The sequence below is a fragment of the Streptomyces sp. NPDC101160 genome (assembly GCF_044768205.1).
In the GTDB taxonomy this organism is placed as follows: Bacteria; Actinomycetota; Actinomycetes; order Streptomycetales; family Streptomycetaceae; genus Streptomyces.
Genome location: NZ_JBIWPJ010000004.1, coordinates 372,878 through 389,614, shown reverse-complemented (window position 1 = coordinate 389,614; position 16,737 = coordinate 372,878). Strand labels below are relative to the sequence as shown.

Below are 16,737 nucleotides of genomic sequence, written 5' to 3'. Positions count from 1 at the left end.
AGGCCAGCGTAGTTACGCGCCGGCCTTCCGGAACGTGCGTGTGCCCACCGTCACGGCGAGTGCCGTGAGTCCGGTCGCGGCGAGGACGCCGTACAGCATCGTGGCGGTCGCGTAGTGCCCCACGTACGCGTCGCGCACCGCGTCGACCAGATAGCGGAACGGCATGAAGTGCGAGAGCACGTCGAGCCAGCCGGGGGCGAGCGCCATCGGGAGCATCAGGCCGGAGAGCAGCATCGAGGGCATCGCCAGGGTGTTGACCGCCGGGCCGAACTCCTGCGGGCTCGGCAGCTTCAGCGCGAGCACGTACGAGAGCGAGGCGAGCGAGAAGGTGAGCAGCGCGACGAAGCCGAAGCCGACGAGGATGCCGGCGAGCGGCGCCCGCAGGCCCATGAGTACGGCGGCGAGCACCAGCAGCACGCTCTGGAAGAGGAACAGCGCGGCGTCCCGCAGGGTGCGGCCGAGCAGCAGCGCGAGGCGGCTGACCGGGGTGACGCGCATCCGTTCGAGGACGCCCCAGTTCTTCTCCATGATGACGGCGAAGCCCGCGAACGAGGCCCCGAAGAGGCCGAGCTGGAGGAGCAGGCCGGGGACGAGGACCTGCCAGGAGTCGCCGGTGCGGCCGAGCGGGAGCCCGGTGAGCAGCGGGCCGAAGAAGAACAGGTAGAGCAGCGGCATCAGCGCGCCGAAGAAGATCTGGAACGGCGAACGCAGGGTCTGCCGGGCGTAGCGGCCGAAAAGGACCGCGGTGTCGTGGAGAAGCATCGGGTGGGCTCCTAGACGGCGACGGGCGTGGTGTCGACGGGCGCGGGGGCGCGCCCGGTGACGGCGAGGAAGGCCTCCTGGAGGGTGTCGGCCCCGTGCGCGGCCTTCAGCGCGGCCGGGGTGCCCTCGGCGGCGACGACGCCCCGGTCGATGATCACCAGGCGTTCGGCGAGGGCGTCGGCCTCGTCGAGGTAGTGGGTGGTGAGGACGACCGTGGTGCCCTGCTCGTCGCGCAGCCGCCGCACCAGGTCCCACAGGGCGGCGCGGCTGCCCGGGTCGAGGCCGGTGGTGGGCTCGTCGAGGAAGAGCAGCGCGGGGCGGTGGGTGAGACCGAGCGCGAGGTCGAGCCGGCGCCGCTGGCCGCCGGAGAGCGCGGTGGTGGAGCGGTCGAGCAGCTCGGTGAGGTCGAGGTCGCGGGCGAGTTCGGCCGCGCGCTCGGCGGCCTCGGCGCGCGTGAGCCCGTACAGCCGGCCCTGGAGGACGAGTTCGGAGCGGACGGTCTCCTGCGGGTCGGTGCCGCCGGACTGGGCGACGTAGCCGATCTCGCGGCGGACGGCGACCGGGTCGCGCAGGAGGTCGTGGCCGGCGACGGTGGCGGCGCCGCCGGTGGGCGGGAGCAGGGTGCTGAGCATCCGCAGGGTGGTGCTCTTGCCGGCGCCGTTGGGGCCGAGGAAGCCGAGGATCTCGCCGGCGCGGACGGTGAGGTCGATACCGCGGACGGCCGTCACCTCGCCCTGTTTCGTACGGAAGGTCCGGGAGAGCCCGGACGTGCTGATGATGGGCATGGCGACCACAAAAACAGAGTCTCTTAAATTTTGCAACGTCCCCAAAATTTCAGGGCGCCTAGGAATGCCTAGGATGGCGCCATGGCTGAAGGGCTGAGGGAGCGCAAGAAGCGCCAGACGAAACAGCGGATCTCGGACATCGCGACCGGGCTCTTCCTGGAGCGCGGCTTCCAGGCCGTCACGGTGGCGGAGATCGCGGAGGCCGCGGACGTCTCCGTCAACACCGTCTACAACTACTTCCCGGCCAAGGAGGACCTCTTCCTCGACCGGATGGAGGGCATGTCCCACCGCCTCGCCCGGATGATCCGCGGCCGCGACCCCGGCGAGTCCGCCGCCCGGGCGGTGCTCCGCGAGATCCGCGGCCATGTCACCGCGGTCTCGCCCGCGTACGGACTCATGACCGGCTTCGCCGACTTCATGCGGGTCATCGACGGCGCCCCCACCCTCCAGGCCCGGCTCATGGCCCTCCAGCAGGAGGTCCGTCGGACCACCGTCGCCGCCCTGCGCGAGGAGGCCGGCACCGGACCCGACGACACGATGCCGCAGCTCGTCGGCGGCCAGATCGCCTGGATCCAGGACGTCGTCGTCGAGTTCATCAGCGCCGAGATGACCGCCGGCCGCGACCCGGGCGAGGTGTCCCGCGAGGCCCTCGGCCTCCTCGACGACATCGAGGACCTGCTCAGCGAGGCGGTGCTCGACTACGCGGTACGGGCGTAGCCGCCCCCGCGGACCTGTCGCGGGTGTGACGTCCGTCAAAGCGGGCGTGACGTGCCTTACTAAGCGGTCACATGGTGCCCCCGGCCCGCTAATCTCCGCCGAAGAGCCAGAGGTGAACAGTCGTTGGGCGCGCGATGCATCGCATGCGCGCCATGGGTGATGTGGGGTGGAAGACGTGGCAGGGAAGCTCGCGGTCATCGGGGCCGGACTCATGGGGTCCGGCATCGCGCAGGTCTCGGCCCAGGCCGGCTGGGACGTCGTCCTGCGTGACGTCACCGACGCCGCGCTGGCCCGGGGCACCGACGCCATCCGCAGCTCGTACGAGAAGTTCGTCGCCAAGGGCAAGCTGGACGCCGCCGACGCGGAGGCCGCCCTCGGCCGGATCACGGCCACCACCGACCTCGACGCGGTCGCCGACGCCGACATCGTCGTCGAGGCCGTCTTCGAGAAGCTCGAGGTCAAGCACGAGATCTTCCGCTCCCTCGACAAGATCGCCAAGGACGGCGCGGTCCTCGCCTCCAACACCTCCGCCATCCCGATCACCAAGATCGCCGCGGTGACCGGGCGCCCCGAGTCCGTCGTCGGCGTCCACTTCTTCTCGCCGGTCCCGATGATGCAGCTCGTGGAGCTCGTCCGCGGCTACAAGACCAGCGACGAAACCCTCGCCACCGCACGGGAGTTCGCGGAGTCCGTCGGCAAGACCTGCATCGTCGTCAACCGCGACGTGGCCGGCTTCGTCACCACCCGCCTCATCTCGGCGCTCGTCGTCGAGGCCGCCAAGCTCTACGAGTCGGGCGTGGCCACCGCCGAGGACATCGACATCGCCTGCAAGCTCGGCTTCGGCCACGCGATGGGCCCGCTCGCCACCGCCGACCTGACCGGCGTCGACATCCTGGTCAACGCCACCAACAACATCTACACCGAGTCCCAGGACGAGAAGTTCGCGCCGCCGGAGCTGATGCGCCGGATGGTGGACGCGGGTGACATCGGCCGCAAGAGCGGGCAGGGCTTCTACACGTACTGACGTCGCCTCAGCACGTAGGCCGGGGCGGTGAACCGATTCCGCACAGGGGTCCGATCGCCCCGGCACCATCGCCCCCAGGGGTGAATTTCGATATCGGTTCGCTTACAAGGCGCAACGCTTCTGCCGATGCGGAAGTCAAGCGTTGCGAAGACGGGCACACGACCGGGCAACGACGGAGCACTCTCGGGGAGCGCATATGCACATCAGGGGCGACCACGCCGAACTGGTCGTCGGGGGCCGCCTCGACGTCCGAAGCGCGGCGGACGCCCGAACGGTCCTGCACTCGGCGGTCGACGACGGAGTCGGCGACCTCGTGCTCGACCTGACCGGCCTCGACTCCTGGGACGCCACCGGACTCGGCGTCATCATGGGCGCCCACCGCCGGGCCGGCCGCTGCGGCCGCCGACTGGTGCTGCGCGGAGTGCCGCCCCAGATGCAGCGCCTCCTCGTCGCCACCCGGCTGCACCGCATCCTCGCCATCGAGGGCGGCCTCGCCGCGGAGTCGCTGCCGCGCGTGTGACGTCGGCATATGACGCGGTTGGCGCCCGTGTGACCCCCGGGGCGGCGAACGGCGTGTGAAGCACCTGTGAGAACCAGGCGTCACACCCAATCCTCACAAGACCGTGACGTCTTGGTCTCCACACCACCCCACCTGTTCCCGCAGCTCGGACAACCGTCTAGGGTCGGCTCGCCTGCACATCGCCCGCCGCTTGGGAGCTTGGACCATGGACCCGATCAACCGGGGACCGGAGGACTACGGTCACGACACCGAGGGCGAGGACGCCCGCTCCGGCCTCGCCGCCCCCGCGCCCGCGGCCGGCGCCCCCAGCCGAGTACGCACCGCGCGCCTCGTCTCCGGCGGCCTGCTGCTCACCCTCAACCCGCTCGACGGCAGCGAGATCGAGGTCTGCCCGCCCGCCGAGCAGCCCGCGGCCCCCCGCCGCCGCACCGCCAAGGAGCGCGCCGAGGTCGCCCGCGCCGCCGCCCCGCCCGTACCGCCCGGCCCCGCGGCCCCCGCCCTCCCGCTGCTCGAACGGCAGGAACAGCGCGAACAACTCGTCCAGCACCTCACCCGCGGCCGCTCCGCCCGGCTCACCGGCCCCGCCGGCTCCGGCCGCACCGCCCTGCTCGACGCCGTCGCCGCCGACTGCGCCGGCATCGCACCCGACGGCGTCGTCCGGCTCTCCGGCCACCACCGCACCCCCACCGAGCTGCTCTACGAGCTCTTCCAGGCCGTCCAGTACGCCCCCGGCTTCCGGCCCGACCGCGAGGAACTCCTCCTGGAGGTCCGCTCCATCGGCGCCATCGTCGTCGTCGACGACCTCGAGTTCGGCGGCGCGGCCCTCGACCAGCTCCTCGACGCCACCCCCGACTGCGCCTTCCTGTTCGCCGTCACCCCCGACACCCCGGCCCCCTCGCCCGACGCCGGCCTCGAAGAGCTCGCGCTGCCCGGCCTCGCCCGCGCCGCCGCCGTCGAACTCCTGGCGGCCGCCACCGGCCGCGAGCTCGACGACGACGAGACCAACTGGGCCGGCGATCTCTGGTTCGAGTCCGAGGGCCTGCCGCTCCGCTTCGTCCAGGCCGGCGCCCTCCTGCGGCAGCGCGACCGGCTGCGCGTCGGACCCGCCGAGTTCGACGCCTTCGGCGCCCTGGAGGAGGCGTTCGGCCCGTCCGGACTCGCCGCGCCCGCCCGTTCCGTCGACGACCCGGACGTCGAACTGCGCGACATCGCGCTGCCGAGCCTCGCCGAGGGCGCCGCCCCCGCCACCCTGCTCGCCTCCCGGCTCAGCCGCGCCGCCCAGGACACCCTGCGCTTCGCCGTCGCCCTCGGCGGCGAGGTCCCGCACCAGGCCCATCTGCCCGCCCTCGTCGGCGACACCCACGCCGACGCCGCCGTCGGCGAGCTCATGTCCGTCGGCCTCCTCTCCCCGGTCGGCACCCGCTACCGGCTCGCCGCCGGCGTCCTCACCCAGCTGCTCGCCGAGGAGTACGAGCCCGACCCCGCGGCCCGCGCCCACACCGCCGCCGAGCACTACGCCTGGTGGGCCGCACACCCCTCCGTCACCGCCGACCGCGTCGTCGCCGAGGCCGACTCGCTGCTCGCCGCGCTGGCCGCGTCCGTCTCCGGCGCCGACACCGAGCACCACACCAGCGCCGTCAAGCTCGCCCGCGGCGCCGCGCCCGCCTTCGCCGCCGGACTGCACTGGGGCGCCTGGGAGCGGGCCCTGCGCGGCGGCCAGGAAGCCGCCCGGCTGGCCGGCGCCGTCGCCGAAGAGGCGTACTTCCACCACGAGTTGAGCGTCCTCGCGCTCTGCCGCGGCAGCCTCCAGCGGGCCCGCGCCGAACTGGAGGCGTCCATCGCCCTGCGCGGCGCCCTCGCCGACAAGCGCGGCACGGTCGCGGGCCGCCGCGCCCTCGCGCTCGTCGCCGACCTGACGGGGGAGAGCAGCACGCCCCTGGAGCTCACCCCGCCGACGCCGCCCGCAACGCCGGCACCGGCCCTCGGTTCCGCCTTCGGATCCGCGCCGGGGTCCACGCCCGGCGCGGCGTCGGCCTCGGGTTCCGGTTCCGCCTCCGCGCTCGGCTCCGCGCCTGCGCTCGGGTCCGCGTCGGGCTCCGGGGCGGCGTCCGCCTTCGGATCCGCGCCTGGATCGGCGTCGGGCTCGGGTTCCGCGTCTGCCTTCGGGTCTGCGTCCGGGGCCGCGTCCGGCTCTGGGCCGGCGTCGGGCTCCGGTTCTGCGTCCGGCTCCGATTCTGCGCTCGGGTCGGCGTCCGGCTTCGGTTCCGGGGCCGCGTCCGCCTTCGGGTCCGCGCCTGGATCCGCGTCCGGCTCCGGCACGGCGTCCGCGTCGGGGTCGACGTCCGGCTCCGGGTCGGCGTCCGGCTCCGGTTCTGCGTCCGGCTCCGGGTCCGCGTCCGGCTCCGGCTCCGGCTCCGGTTCCGGGACCGCGTCCGCCTTCGGATCCGCCCCTGGATCCGCGCCCGCGGCCGGCAAGTCCGCCGCGTCCGGCCCGCTCGCGTCCGGGCTGCCGCGCCGTGACGGGCCCGCGTCGCCGCCGCGCGGCATCCCGGTGGCCGGTCCGCCGACCGGCCCCACCGTTCCGGTGGCCGCGCTCCCGGCCAAGCCCGCCTTCCCCGACCTCGCGCCGCCGACCCCGGCCAAGCCGATGCCCCCGGTGGCCTCCAAGGCGTCCCTCGACGCCTTCGCCACCTTCGACAAGGAAGCCCCGACCGTCGTCGTCGGCCCGCCCGTCCCGGCCCCGGGGGCCGCCCGGCGCGGTGGCGGCCTGCGGGCCGGCATCCTCACCGGCGCCCGCCGCAACATGGCCGCCGTCGGCGCGGGCGCCCTGCTCGTCGCCGTACTCGGCACCGTGGTGACCCTCGGCGCCACCTCCGGCAACGGCGACGACACCGGCAACGGCGACCGGGTCACCTCCGACAGCACCGCGACCCAGGACACCCCTCAGGACGGCACGGGCGGCGAGACGGAGCCCAGCCAGGGCGCCACCGACAGCCCCAGCGACCCGGCGGCCCCGAACGCGACCGGCACGGCGACCCCGACCGCCACCGGCTCGGCCGGCACCACGACGAGCCCGTCGGCCACGCCGTCGGCGACGGACGGCACGAAGCCGACGGCCACGGCGACGACGAAGCCGCCCAAGCCGACACCGACGCCGACGAGGACCGGCACGCCCACCACGTCGCCGAAGCCGACGGAGACGCCGACGGACCCGCCGACCACGTCTCCGACGACTACGGCCCCGACGCCGACGGAGACCGCCACCGGCACCAGCTCCTCCACCGTCAGCGGCTCCCCGGCCACCTGACCGGCGCGCGCCGGCGTACGCGAAAGGCCCGGGTGCGGTCCACCGCACCCGGGCCTTTCACCGGCCGTCAGAACAGCCGCAGCTTGTCGTCCTCGATCCCGCGCAGCGCGTCGTAGTCGAGCACCACGCAGTCGATCCCGCGGTCGTTCGCGAGCACCCGCGCCTGCGGCTTGATCTCCTGCGCCGCGAAGATGCCCTTCACCGGCGCCAGGTGCGGGTCCCGGTTGAGCAGCTCCAGGTAACGGGTCAGCTGCTCCACGCCGTCGATCTCGCCGCGCCGCTTGATCTCCACCGCGACCGTCGCCCCGTCGGCGTCCCGGCACAGGATGTCGACCGGGCCGATCGCCGTCGGGTACTCGCGGCGGACCAGCGTCCACCCCTCGCCCAGGGTCTCGATGCGGTCCGCGAGCAGCTCCTGGAGGTGCGCCTCGACGCCGTCCTTGATGAGGCCCGGGTCCACGCCCAGCTCGTGCGAGGAGTCGTGGAGGATCTCCTCCATCGTGATGATCAGTTTCTCGCCCGCTTTGTTGATCACGGTCCAGATGCCCGCCTCACCGTCGACACCCTCCTTCAGGGTGCACGGCGGCGACATCCAGTTCAGCGGTTTGTACGCCCGGTCGTCGGCGTGGATCGAGACGCTGCCGTCGGCCTTCACGAGGATCAGACGGGGAGCGGAGGGCAGGTGGGCCGTGAGCCGACCGGCGTAGTCCACGGAACAACGGGCAATGACGAGACGCATGGTCCGCAACGCTACAAGACGGACGCCGTCCGGCGCGATTCGGGCGCCGGCGGGGCGCCGCCGACCGCCCGGCGCACTCGCTGGATGCGCCCAACACCCGTCACTTATCGGCCGGTTGTATGCCCATTCTCCTGGTGCGGGCCCGGGCCGACGCTTACCGTGGAGGACAGGAGGTCGTCGCCCGTGCACGCTGCGTGCGCGTCGCCGGCCCCTGTCCCTGCCCGCAAGACCCCGCCCGGCGGGGTCGCGAGAGGAGAACCCATGTCGCTCGACGTCTCACCGGCTCTGTTGGCACAGGCCGAGCGAGGCGAGGTCGACGAAGCCGACTTCGTCGACTGCGTCCGGACCTCCCTGCCCTACGCATGGGAGATGATCAGTTCTCTGGTGGCCCAGCTGAAGGTCGACGGCGGAGAGTTCGCCGACAACCAGACGCCGCCGCCGAATGAGCAGGCACGTGGTCAGCTGCTGCGCGCGCTCGCGAGCGATGCCATCCGTGGTGCGCTGCAACGGCACTTCGGGGTGCGACTCGCCTTCCAGAACTGCCACCGGGTGGCGGTCTTCCCCCTGGACCCCTCGGTGGACGAGCGGCTCGCCCGCTTCACCTCCGTACGGGGGCAGCTCCTCAACCAGTCGCCGGAACTGCGCGACTGCTGACAGACAGGCCCGGTGCCGCCGCCCCGCGTCGCGGGAGAGCACGACTGATGCGGGAGCGGCGACACGGTCTCTTTACGGCCAATCTCATCCGTCATATGTCACCCACCCCGAGCCCCGTGTCACACGAGCAGCGGGAGCACCTCGGCGCCGAGCCGCCGGACGTTCTCCTCCGTGGCCGCGAGATCGCCGGAGCCCTCGGCGAGCAGCGCGAAGCGGCTGATGCCCGTGCGCTCGGCGGTCGCCGCCAGCCGGTCCGCCGCCAGTCTCGGCGTGCCGACCGGGTGCAGCCCGCAGAGCAGCTCGGTGTACGCGACGGGATCGCGCATCACGCGATGCCGGCCGTCCACCGTCACATGGGCGTCGAGCCCCTGCTTCAGCCAGCCCGGCATCGCCTTCACCAGGGCCTCCGCCGCCTCCGGGGCGCGGTCAGCGAGCTGGACCACGCCGGCCGACACATGGCCGGCGCCGATCCGCGCGATCTCGTCCGGGTCCCGCCCGGCCTCCCGCGCGCACCGCTCCCAGCACGCCACCATCTCGGCCTTGTCCTCGTCGCCGCAGTGCATGCCGAGCAGCATGGGCAGCCCGCGCTCGGCGGCCAGCCGCACGCTCTTCGGCGAGGTGCAGGCGACCAGGACCTCGGGGGACTCCGGCCCGCCGATCAGCTCGCCGGGCGCCGGTACGACCGCCACCTCACGGAAAGCGAATCGTTCCCCCTCGCCGCCCGCGGCGCCGACCCGCTGCTCGGTCAGCCAGCGCAGGAGCAGGTCGAGCGATTCGGGGAAGCCCTGCTCGTACGCCCGGAGTCCCGCGCCGAACACCTCCAGGTCGACCCAGGGACCGCCCCGGCCCACCCCGAGGGTGAACCGGCCGCCCGAGGTCAGGTGCAGCAGCGCCGCCTGCTCGCCGAGCGCCACCGGGTGCGCGCTCGGCAGCACGCTGACGGCCGTGCCGACCCGGATCCGGCGGGTCCGGCCGAGCAGCAGCGCGGCCAGGGTGACGGCCGACGGGCAGACCCCGTACGGCACGAAGTGGTGCTCGGCCAGCCAGACGGAGTCGAGCCCCGCCTCCTCGGCGACCTCGGCCGTCCGCACCGCCCGGTGCAGCGCCTCCTGCTGACCCTGGCCCGGGAACTGGGCGGCCAGGACGAACGTACCCACGCGCATCACGCTTCTGCCTCCTCGCGGCCGGCGCGTCTCCCCCTCGGACCTGCTCCTCGGAGGTCCCCCGGTGAACCCCTCGTACTGGCATCAACGTCTGACACGTGCCATAGGCAACGGCCGAACATGAAGTTCTTGCGATTTTCCGCTGATCGGCCACGGGCGGGTTCGGAGTCACCCCGTCGCGGCCCGTACGCTGGACGGAACCGTCCGTGTTCCCGTCCCCAGTGAGGTGTCGAAGTGTCCCCGCGCCACAACCGCTCCCGCGGAGCCGCGAAGCCGGCACGGCAGGACGATCAGGGCGACCGGTACGGCGGTGTGCAGAACACCGAGACCTGGCAGGGCGAGGAGTGGTGCGTCCGCCATGTCGCCGGCGCCAGCTCGCCCGGCAAGCGCTACCGCTGCCCCGGCTGCGACCAGGAGATCCCGGCCGGCGCCCCGCACCTGGTGGCCTGGCCGGAGTACGGCGGCGTCGACGACCGCCGGCACTGGCACAAGGCGTGCTGGAACGCGAAGGACCGCCGCACCACGCGGGTGCAGCGGTCCCGTAACGCGCCCCGGCACTGACGGGCTGAGGGCCCTAGACGTCCCGGTGGTTCAGCAGCGCGTAGGCCCCGCCGAGGACGGCCGCCGCGAGACCGGTCATGATCAGCACCGGCTCCCAGCCGGCCGGGCCGTGGTCGTTGAGCGGCGCGGTCTCGCTGTAGAGGGCGATCATCTGCGAGGGGATCGCGTACGTGAACAGCGCCTCCTGCACCGAGTGCAGCGCGGCGTTGAACATGAAGAGCGCCGCCACCAGCGGCAGCAGCAGGATGCCGATCATCACCGTGATCGCCCCCGCCGAGTGCCGCATGATCGCACCGACGCCCATCGAGAGCAGTCCGAGCAGCGCCAGGAACAGGCCCGCGCCGACCGTGGCCCGCAGCCACTCCGCGGCGGTCGGCTGCGGGGCCTCGAGCATGCCGACCTGGATCGCGCCGACCACCGCCGCGAGCACCGTGACGATCGAGAAGACCAGCAGGAAGAAGACGATCGCCTTCGCCGTGAGCACCCGGGAGCGGCTGGGGCAGGCGGTCAGCGTCGTACGGATCATGCCCGTGCCGAACTCCGAGCTGATCGTGAGCACGCCGAGCGTCATGACGCAGATCGAGGCCGGCAGCATGCCGAAGAAGCCCATGCCGAGCGCGGACTGCTCCGCCTCCGAGGTGTCCGTGGTGGCGGCGATCGCGGCCACGCCGAGACCGAGGCCCAGCATCAGCAGCGCCATGACCCCCAGCGTCCACACGGTGGAGCGCACCGAGCGGATCTTGGTCCACTCGGAGGCGAGCGCGTCACCGAGGTGCGCCCTGCGGACCGGGATGGGGGAGACGTACGCGTACGGCGCCGGGGCCGCCTGCGGGGACGGGGACGGGTTGCTCATCGGGCGTCCTCGGGGTTCTGCGGGGCCTGGGGCTGGACCTGGGGCGGCTGCGGCGGGGCCTGCGGGGGCTGCTGCGGGGCGGCGTACGGGTTCTGTCCGGGCGGCGGCGGGGCGTACCAGCCCTGCTGCGGCACCTCCGGGATCTCGCACCCCGGCGCTTGCGGATGCGGCGGCTGGTGCGCCGGCAGCGGCGGCTGGAGGTGGGCGAGCCGGTCGTCGGTGGAGCGGTAGTCCACGGCGCCCTGCGTCATCCGCATGTACGCCTCCTCCAGCGACGCCTGGTGCGGCGAGAGCTCCCACAGCCGGACGTCCGCCCCGTGCGCCAGGTCGCTGATCCGCGGCAGCGCGAGACCGGTCACCCGCAGCGCCCCGTCCGGCTCCGGCAGCACCTGGCCGCCGGCCTCGGTGAGCACGGAAGTCAGCTTCTCCCGCTGCTGCGGCTCGGTCTGCGGGGTGCGCACCCGGGCGAAGTCCGAGGAGTTCGCCGCGATGAAGTCCGTCACGCTCATGTCGGCGAGCAGCTGGCCGCGGCCGATCACGATCAGATGGTCGGCCGTGAGCGCCATCTCGCTCATCAGGTGGCTGGAGACGAAGACCGTGCGGCCCTCGGCGGCCAGCTTCTTCATCAGGTTGCGCACCCAGAGGATGCCCTCCGGGTCGAGTCCGTTGACCGGCTCGTCGAAGAGCAGCACCTGCGGGTCGCCGAGCAGCGCCGCCGCGATCCCGAGCCGCTGCCCCATGCCGAGCGAGAAGCCCTTGGAACGCCGCTTGGCCACGTCCTGCAGGCCCACCACGCCCAGCACCTCGTCCACCCGCTGCGCCGGGATGCCGGCCAGCTGGGCGAGCGAGAGGAGGTGGTTACGGGCGCTGCGGCCGCCGTGCACGGCCTTGGCGTCGAGCAGCGCGCCGACCTGCCGGGGCGCGTTCGGCAGCTGCCGGAACGGGTGCCCGCCGATCGTCACGTGCCCGGACGTCGGCCGGTCCAGGCCGAGGATCATGCGCATGGTCGTCGACTTGCCGGAGCCGTTGGGCCCGAGGAAGCCCGTGACATGGCCGGGCCTCACCTGGAAGGAAAGGTTGTACACGGCCGTCTTGGCGCCGTAGCGCTTCGTCAGGCCGACTGCCTCGATCATTCTGTGGCCCCATCGACAGGTCAGGTCGTCGTCGGGGCATGACGGCCTCGGCCGGAGCCCCCCGTACGAGCGAAGAGCTTAACCAGCCGTTTACGGTTCCCGCGAAGCGGAATCGTGACCTTGCGCCACGGCCGGGGCGCCGCCGGGTCCGACGGCGGCGCGGCTAGGCGTCGCGCTTCTTCAGCACCAGGTAGCCGCCGAGCAGCGCCGCCGCCACCCAGATCAGCATGATCCCGAGGCCGCCCCACGGGCCGTACGGCGCCTTCTCCGAGTTCATCGCGTTGGGCACGACCCGCATGATCTTCGAGCCGGCCTGGTCCGGGAAGTAGCGGGCCACCTCCTTGGCCTTCGGCACGGCCGACAGGATCTGCGAGACCAGGAAGAAGAACGGCACCAGGATGCCGAGCGACAGCATCGAGGAGCGCAGCATCGCCGCCACGCCCATGGAGAAGATCGCGATCAGACCCATGTAGAGCCCGCCGCCGATCACCGCCCGCAGCACGTTGTCGGCACCGATGGAGGTCCGGTGCGTGCCGAGCAGGCCCTGCCCCAGGAAGAAGGCGAGGAAGCTCGTCGCGAGCCCCACCAGGAGCGCGAGCGCGCCCGCCACCGCGATCTTCGAGAAGAGGAAGGTCGCCCGCTGCGGCACGGCGGCCAGCGAGGTGCGGATCATGCCGGAGGAGTACTCGGTCCCGACCACCAGGACGCCGAAGACCACCATCGCCAGCTGCCCCAGGATCATCCCGGAGAAGCTCACCAGCGTCGGGTCGAAGGTGGCCCTCTCGACCTCCCGCATGTCGGCGTAGTTGGCGTTCGTCAGCGCGCACAGCGCCGCGCCCATCGCCACCGTCACCAGCAGCGCGCTGGCGAGCGTCCACACCGTCGACGACACCGTCCGGATCTTGGTCCACTCCGACTGGAGGACCGCGGCTGCCGCTGCCATCTACCGTGCTCCTTCGAAGTCCTCGTCGCCGAGGCTCTCGCCCCAGCGGGGCCCCGCCGCGGGCCCGCCGTCGTGCACGTCCGTGCCGTGCGCGTGGTACTCCACCGCGGCCGCCGTCATCTGCATGAACGCCTCTTCCAGCGAGGCCTGTTGGGCGCTCAGCTCGTGCAGCACGATCCGGTTCGCCGCGGCCAGCTCGCCCAGCTTCTCCGTCGTCGTCCCGTCCACCTCCAGGACGCCGCCGGCCGTCTCCACCACGATGAACCCGTTGGCGTGCAGCACGTCCCGCAGCTGCTCCTGCTGCGGCGAGCGGAGCCTGACGTAACTCCGGGAATTCTGCTGGATGAAATCCGCCATCGATGTGTCTGCCAGCAGTTTTCCCTGCCCGATGACGATCAGATGATCGGCCGTCAACGCCATTTCACTCATCAGATGGCTGGAAACGAAGATCGTCCGGCCTTCCGCGGCGAGCGCCTTCATCAGATTGCGGATCCAGTGAATTCCCTCGGGGTCCAGACCATTGACGGGTTCGTCGAACATCAGGATCTCCGGGTCGCCGAGCAGCGCCGACGCGATTCCGAGCCGCTGCCCCATGCCCATCGAGAAGCCCTTCGACTTCTTCCGCGCCACCGCCGTCAGACCCACCAGATCGAGCACCTCGCCGACCCGCCGCCGCGGGATCCGGTTCGACTGGGCCAGACACAGCAGGTTGTTGTACGCGGTGCGGCCGCCGTGCATCGCCTTGGCGTCGAGCAGCGCCCCGATGTACTTCAGCGGCTCCTGCAGCTCGCGGTAGTGCTTCCCGTCGATCCGCACCGTGCCGCTCGTCGGGTTGTCCAGATCGAGCATCATCCGCATGGTCGTCGACTTGCCCGCGCCGTTGGGCCCGAGGAAGCCCGTCACCACCCCCGGTCGCACCGTGAAGGTGAGGTGGTCGACCGCGGTCTTGGATCCGAAGCGTTTGGTGAGGCCCTCCAGCTCGATCATGCGTCCCAACCTAAGGGCACGCGAAACCCCCCGCCACCGGAGTGACAGGGGGTTTTCGCGGAGCCGTTGCGCCGTCGCGACATCAGGGGTTCAGCACGACGACGGCCGATGTGCCAGAGGCGTCAGCGCGTCTGCTGCGCCGGAACGCCCGCCGTGCGCTCCTCGTCGAGCGGGGAGCCGGCCGCCGCCACCGCGGCACCGGTCAGCGTGGCCAGCATCTCGCGGACGTTGGTCAGCTGCGCGTTGATGGAGTCGCGGCGGTTCGTCAGCGCCGCGAGCTCGCGCTCCGATTCCGAGCGGATCCGGTCCGCCTTGGCGTTCGCGTCGGCCACGATGTCCTCGGCCTGGCGCTGCGCGGTCTCCACCGTCTGACGGGCCCGGCGCTCCGCGTCCGTACGCAGCTTCTCGGCCTCCAGGCGCAGCTGCTCCGCCCGGTGCTCGATCTCCGCCAGACGCTTCTCCGCCTTCGCCTGACGCGAGGCCAGGTCGCGCTCCGACTGCTCGCGGCGCTTGGCCAGGTTGGTCTCGAAGTCCGCGGCGGCCTGGGCGGCCTTGGCGCGGGTCTCCTCGAAGAGGGCGTCGGCCTCCTCGCGCTTCGACTGCGCGTCCTTCTGGGCCTCGGCGCGCAGCGAGTTGGCCTCGCCCTGCGCCTTCTCGACGATCCGGACGCCCTCGTCCTCGGCCTTCGACTTGCGCTCGGCCGCGAACGCCTCCGCGTCGTTGCGGACCTGCTGGGCGGCCGACTCGGCCAGCTCACGGTGCTGCTCGGCGGCGCGACGGGCCTCCTCGCGCAGGTCCTTCGCCTCCTCCTCGGCGAGCCGCAGGATCTTCTCGACGCGGGCGCCGAGACCGGCGTACGACGGCTCCGCGTCGGACACCTGGGCCTGGGCGTTCTGCGTCTCGAGGTGGAGTTCCTCGATGCGCTTTTCCAGAGAGGTGATTCGGGCCAGAGCACTGTCACGGTCGGCGACGAGCTTGGTAATGCGGTCGTCCACCTGACCGCGGTCGTAACCACGCCGCACGAGCTCGAAGCCGAAGGGGGAGGAAGTGTCGCTCATGGGGTTCCTGTCGAATGAGACCGGTGAGGTGTTAGAGGGAATCCTAGGGGTCGAAGCGGCGTGTCATCGAGCGTATGCCCGTTTGATCTGGAGAATGTCCAGCCTTTTGAGTGGCTAGCTCTCGGAGGACTTGCCACCCGAACGAGTGGCCCCCGCGGACGCCCCCGTCTTGAGGCCGTCCTTCGCGGCACTGCCCGGCGCCTCGAAAGACTCCAACGCCTCCAGGACGTCCTGGACACGGGAGATCTCGGCATTGATGTCCTGGCGCCTGCGGGTCAGCATGTCCAGCTCGCGCTTGCCGTCGGTGACCGTCTTCTCGGCCTCCGCCACCGCGTCCGCCTTGATCTTCTCCGCCTCCGCGACGAGCCGGGCCTTCTTCTGCTCGGCCTCCTTCAGGAGCCCCTCGGCCTTCTTCACGGCCGCGATCCGGACCTTGCTGGCCTCCGAACTCGCCTCCGAGAGCATCTCCTTGGCCTTCTCCTCGGCCTCGGCCTTCTGCTCCTCCGCGGCCTTGACCAGCTTGTCGACGCGCTCGCCCGCCGACTTCATCTGCTCGGCGGTCTCGCGCCGCGCCCGCTCGTGGAGTTCCTCGATCTCGCTCTCGATGCGGCCGCGCAGCTCCTCCGCCCGCTCCCTTATGGCGGTGGCGTCGCTGCGCGCCCCGACGAGCAGCTCGTCGGCGTCCGTACGGGCCTTCTCCACCAGGGTGTTGCCCTCGATGGTCGCCTCGGCGACGATCCGCTCGGCCTCCTTGCGGGCCGCGCCGACCATCGTGTCCGCCTGCTCCTCCGCCTCGGTGGTGGCGCGCAGCGCCTCCTCCTGGGCCTTGGTCATCAGCTGGTCGGCCTGCTCTGCCGCGTCCGCGCGCTTCTTCGCGCCGGCCTCGCGGGCCTCGTCGAGCGTGCGGTCGGCCTCGGCGCGCGCCTCGGAGCGCATCTCCTCGGCCGCGGCCTCGGCGTCCGCCCTGACCCTGGCCGCCTCGACGGCGATCCGCTCGGCCTCCGCCGTCGCCTCCGCGACGAGGGCCTCGGCGGTCTGCCGGGCCTCTTCGAGGGCCAGCTCGGCCTCGACGCCGATCCGCTCGGCCTCCGTACGGGCCTCGCCGATGAGCGTGTCCGCCTGCTCGGCCCCGTCCGCGCGCCGCTTGTCGGCGGCCTTGCGGGCCTCGTCCAGGATCCGGTCGGCGTCCGCGAGCGCGGCACTGCGCAGCGCCTGCGCGTGCGCCTCGCCGTCCACCTTGACCTGCTCGGCCTCGGCCCGCAGCCGGGCCGCCTCCTGCTCGGTCGCGTCCAGGAGCTCGGCGGCCTCCGTGGTGAGGCGTTCGGCTTCGGCGGTGGCTTCGGTGATGAGGGTGTCGGCCTGCTCGGCGGCGTCGGCGCGGCGCTTGTCGGCGGCCTTGCGTGCTTCGTCGAGGACCTTTTCGCCGTCGGCGCGTGCGGCGGCGCGCAGGCCTTCGGCCTCGGCTTCGCCGTCGGCCTTGACCTGCTCGGCCTCGGTGACGAGTTCGGCCGCTTCCGCGGTGAGTCGCTCG

Annotated in this window: 15 protein-coding genes and 1 pseudogene; 6 read left to right on the top strand and 10 right to left on the bottom strand. The window is 72.4% G+C overall.

The window, feature by feature from the left end; translation table 11 throughout:
* Positions 1 to 12: 12 nt before the first annotated feature.
* Together ACIRSU_RS14790 and ACIRSU_RS14785 are read right to left on the bottom strand one after the other, a co-directional pair.
* Complete coding sequence (locus tag ACIRSU_RS14790) at positions 13 to 762, bottom strand: ABC transporter permease (RefSeq protein ID WP_403792025.1); 750 nt, start codon at positions 760 to 762, stop codon at positions 13 to 15.
* An 11-nt stretch (positions 763 to 773) separates the two neighbouring features.
* On the bottom strand, positions 774 to 1,547 hold the full coding sequence (locus tag ACIRSU_RS14785; protein ID WP_403792023.1) for an ABC transporter ATP-binding protein: 774 nt from the start codon (positions 1,545 to 1,547) through the stop codon (positions 774 to 776).
* A gap of 81 nt (positions 1,548 to 1,628) precedes the next feature.
* Here ACIRSU_RS14785 and ACIRSU_RS14780 point away from each other — a divergent pair, with 81 nt between their 5' ends.
* The 4 genes from ACIRSU_RS14780 to ACIRSU_RS14765 all read left to right on the top strand — a co-directional run bounded on the left by ACIRSU_RS14780 (position 1,629) and on the right by ACIRSU_RS14765 (position 7,115).
* Positions 1,629 to 2,264, top strand: coding sequence for a TetR/AcrR family transcriptional regulator (locus ACIRSU_RS14780; protein ID WP_403792021.1), 636 nt, complete (start codon positions 1,629 to 1,631; stop codon positions 2,262 to 2,264).
* A 175-nt stretch (positions 2,265 to 2,439) separates the two neighbouring features.
* Entirely contained in the window at positions 2,440 to 3,288 is an 849-nt protein-coding gene (locus tag ACIRSU_RS14775; RefSeq protein WP_403792019.1) for a 3-hydroxyacyl-CoA dehydrogenase family protein, read from the top strand.
* Positions 3,289 to 3,484: 196 nt separating this feature from the next.
* Positions 3,485 to 3,808, top strand: a complete 324-nt coding sequence (locus tag ACIRSU_RS14770; protein ID WP_019889522.1) for an STAS domain-containing protein — start codon at positions 3,485 to 3,487, stop codon at positions 3,806 to 3,808.
* A gap of 205 nt (positions 3,809 to 4,013) precedes the next feature.
* Positions 4,014 to 7,115, top strand: coding sequence for an ATP-binding protein (locus tag ACIRSU_RS14765; RefSeq protein WP_403792017.1), 3,102 nt, complete (start codon positions 4,014 to 4,016; stop codon positions 7,113 to 7,115).
* 67 nt (positions 7,116 to 7,182) lie between these two features.
* Here the strand turns inward: ACIRSU_RS14765 and nucS are convergent, their stop codons facing one another.
* On the bottom strand, positions 7,183 to 7,854 hold the full coding sequence (nucS, locus tag ACIRSU_RS14760) for an endonuclease NucS (RefSeq protein WP_403792015.1): 672 nt from the start codon (positions 7,852 to 7,854) through the stop codon (positions 7,183 to 7,185).
* 261 nt (positions 7,855 to 8,115) lie between these two features.
* Between nucS and ACIRSU_RS14755 the strand changes: the two genes are divergently transcribed.
* Positions 8,116 to 8,508: an SCO5389 family protein gene (locus ACIRSU_RS14755; RefSeq protein WP_403792013.1), complete on the top strand. Its 393-nt coding sequence runs from the start codon at positions 8,116 to 8,118 to the stop codon at positions 8,506 to 8,508.
* Between the two features lie 119 nt (positions 8,509 to 8,627).
* On the opposite strand, the gene ACIRSU_RS14750 is transcribed toward ACIRSU_RS14755, so the two are convergent.
* The gene (locus ACIRSU_RS14750) at positions 8,628 to 9,671 is read right to left on the bottom strand and encodes an LLM class flavin-dependent oxidoreductase (protein WP_403792011.1); all 1,044 of its coding nucleotides are present in this window, start codon (positions 9,669 to 9,671) and stop codon (positions 8,628 to 8,630) included.
* 234 nt (positions 9,672 to 9,905) lie between these two features.
* On the opposite strand from ACIRSU_RS14750, the gene ACIRSU_RS14745 reads away from it, so the two are divergent.
* Positions 9,906 to 10,232, top strand: coding sequence for an ATP/GTP-binding protein (locus tag ACIRSU_RS14745; RefSeq protein WP_403792009.1), 327 nt, complete (start codon positions 9,906 to 9,908; stop codon positions 10,230 to 10,232).
* Between the two features lie 13 nt (positions 10,233 to 10,245).
* On the opposite strand, the gene ACIRSU_RS14740 is transcribed toward ACIRSU_RS14745, so the two are convergent.
* The 6 genes and pseudogenes from ACIRSU_RS14740 to ACIRSU_RS14715 all read right to left on the bottom strand — a co-directional run.
* Complete coding sequence (locus ACIRSU_RS14740) at positions 10,246 to 11,085, bottom strand: ABC transporter permease (protein ID WP_403792008.1); 840 nt, start codon at positions 11,083 to 11,085, stop codon at positions 10,246 to 10,248.
* Entirely contained in the window at positions 11,082 to 12,218 is a 1,137-nt protein-coding gene (locus tag ACIRSU_RS14735; RefSeq protein ID WP_403792006.1) for an ATP-binding cassette domain-containing protein, read from the bottom strand. Before ACIRSU_RS14735 ends, ACIRSU_RS14740 begins: the two co-directional genes overlap by 4 nt.
* Before the next feature lie 163 nt (positions 12,219 to 12,381).
* Positions 12,382 to 13,161 (bottom strand): ABC transporter permease, encoded by a 780-nt coding sequence (locus ACIRSU_RS14730; RefSeq protein ID WP_403792004.1) that lies wholly within the window; start codon positions 13,159 to 13,161, stop codon positions 12,382 to 12,384.
* Positions 13,162 to 14,148, bottom strand: coding sequence for an ABC transporter ATP-binding protein (locus ACIRSU_RS14725; RefSeq protein ID WP_403792003.1), 987 nt, complete (start codon positions 14,146 to 14,148; stop codon positions 13,162 to 13,164).
* A 122-nt stretch (positions 14,149 to 14,270) separates the two neighbouring features.
* Positions 14,271 to 15,206, bottom strand: a complete 936-nt coding sequence (locus tag ACIRSU_RS14720) for a cellulose-binding protein (RefSeq protein WP_403792001.1) — start codon at positions 15,204 to 15,206, stop codon at positions 14,271 to 14,273.
* 114 nt (positions 15,207 to 15,320) lie between these two features.
* Positions 15,321 to 16,737: pseudogene (locus ACIRSU_RS14715) on the bottom strand (hypothetical protein); the annotation flags it as partial.

Coding starts and splice junctions, on each gene's coding strand:
- ACIRSU_RS14720 (WP_403792001.1), bottom strand. CDS start 15,206: ATGAGCGACACTTCCTCCCCCTTCGGCTTCGAGCTCGTGCGGCGTGGT.
- nucS (WP_403792015.1), bottom strand. CDS start 7,854: ATGCGTCTCGTCATTGCCCGTTGTTCCGTGGACTACGCCGGTCGGCTC.
- ACIRSU_RS14755 (WP_403792013.1), top strand. CDS start 8,116: ATGTCGCTCGACGTCTCACCGGCTCTGTTGGCACAGGCCGAGCGAGGC.
- ACIRSU_RS14735 (WP_403792006.1), bottom strand. CDS start 12,218: ATGATCGAGGCAGTCGGCCTGACGAAGCGCTACGGCGCCAAGACGGCC.
- ACIRSU_RS14750 (WP_403792011.1), bottom strand. CDS start 9,671: ATGCGCGTGGGTACGTTCGTCCTGGCCGCCCAGTTCCCGGGCCAGGGT.
- ACIRSU_RS14740 (WP_403792008.1), bottom strand. CDS start 11,085: ATGAGCAACCCGTCCCCGTCCCCGCAGGCGGCCCCGGCGCCGTACGCG.
- ACIRSU_RS14730 (WP_403792004.1), bottom strand. CDS start 13,161: ATGGCAGCGGCAGCCGCGGTCCTCCAGTCGGAGTGGACCAAGATCCGG.
- ACIRSU_RS14790 (WP_403792025.1), bottom strand. CDS start 762: ATGCTTCTCCACGACACCGCGGTCCTTTTCGGCCGCTACGCCCGGCAG.
- ACIRSU_RS14780 (WP_403792021.1), top strand. CDS start 1,629: ATGGCTGAAGGGCTGAGGGAGCGCAAGAAGCGCCAGACGAAACAGCGG.
- ACIRSU_RS14770 (WP_019889522.1), top strand. CDS start 3,485: ATGCACATCAGGGGCGACCACGCCGAACTGGTCGTCGGGGGCCGCCTC.
- ACIRSU_RS14765 (WP_403792017.1), top strand. CDS start 4,014: ATGGACCCGATCAACCGGGGACCGGAGGACTACGGTCACGACACCGAG.
- ACIRSU_RS14725 (WP_403792003.1), bottom strand. CDS start 14,148: ATGATCGAGCTGGAGGGCCTCACCAAACGCTTCGGATCCAAGACCGCG.
- ACIRSU_RS14785 (WP_403792023.1), bottom strand. CDS start 1,547: ATGCCCATCATCAGCACGTCCGGGCTCTCCCGGACCTTCCGTACGAAA.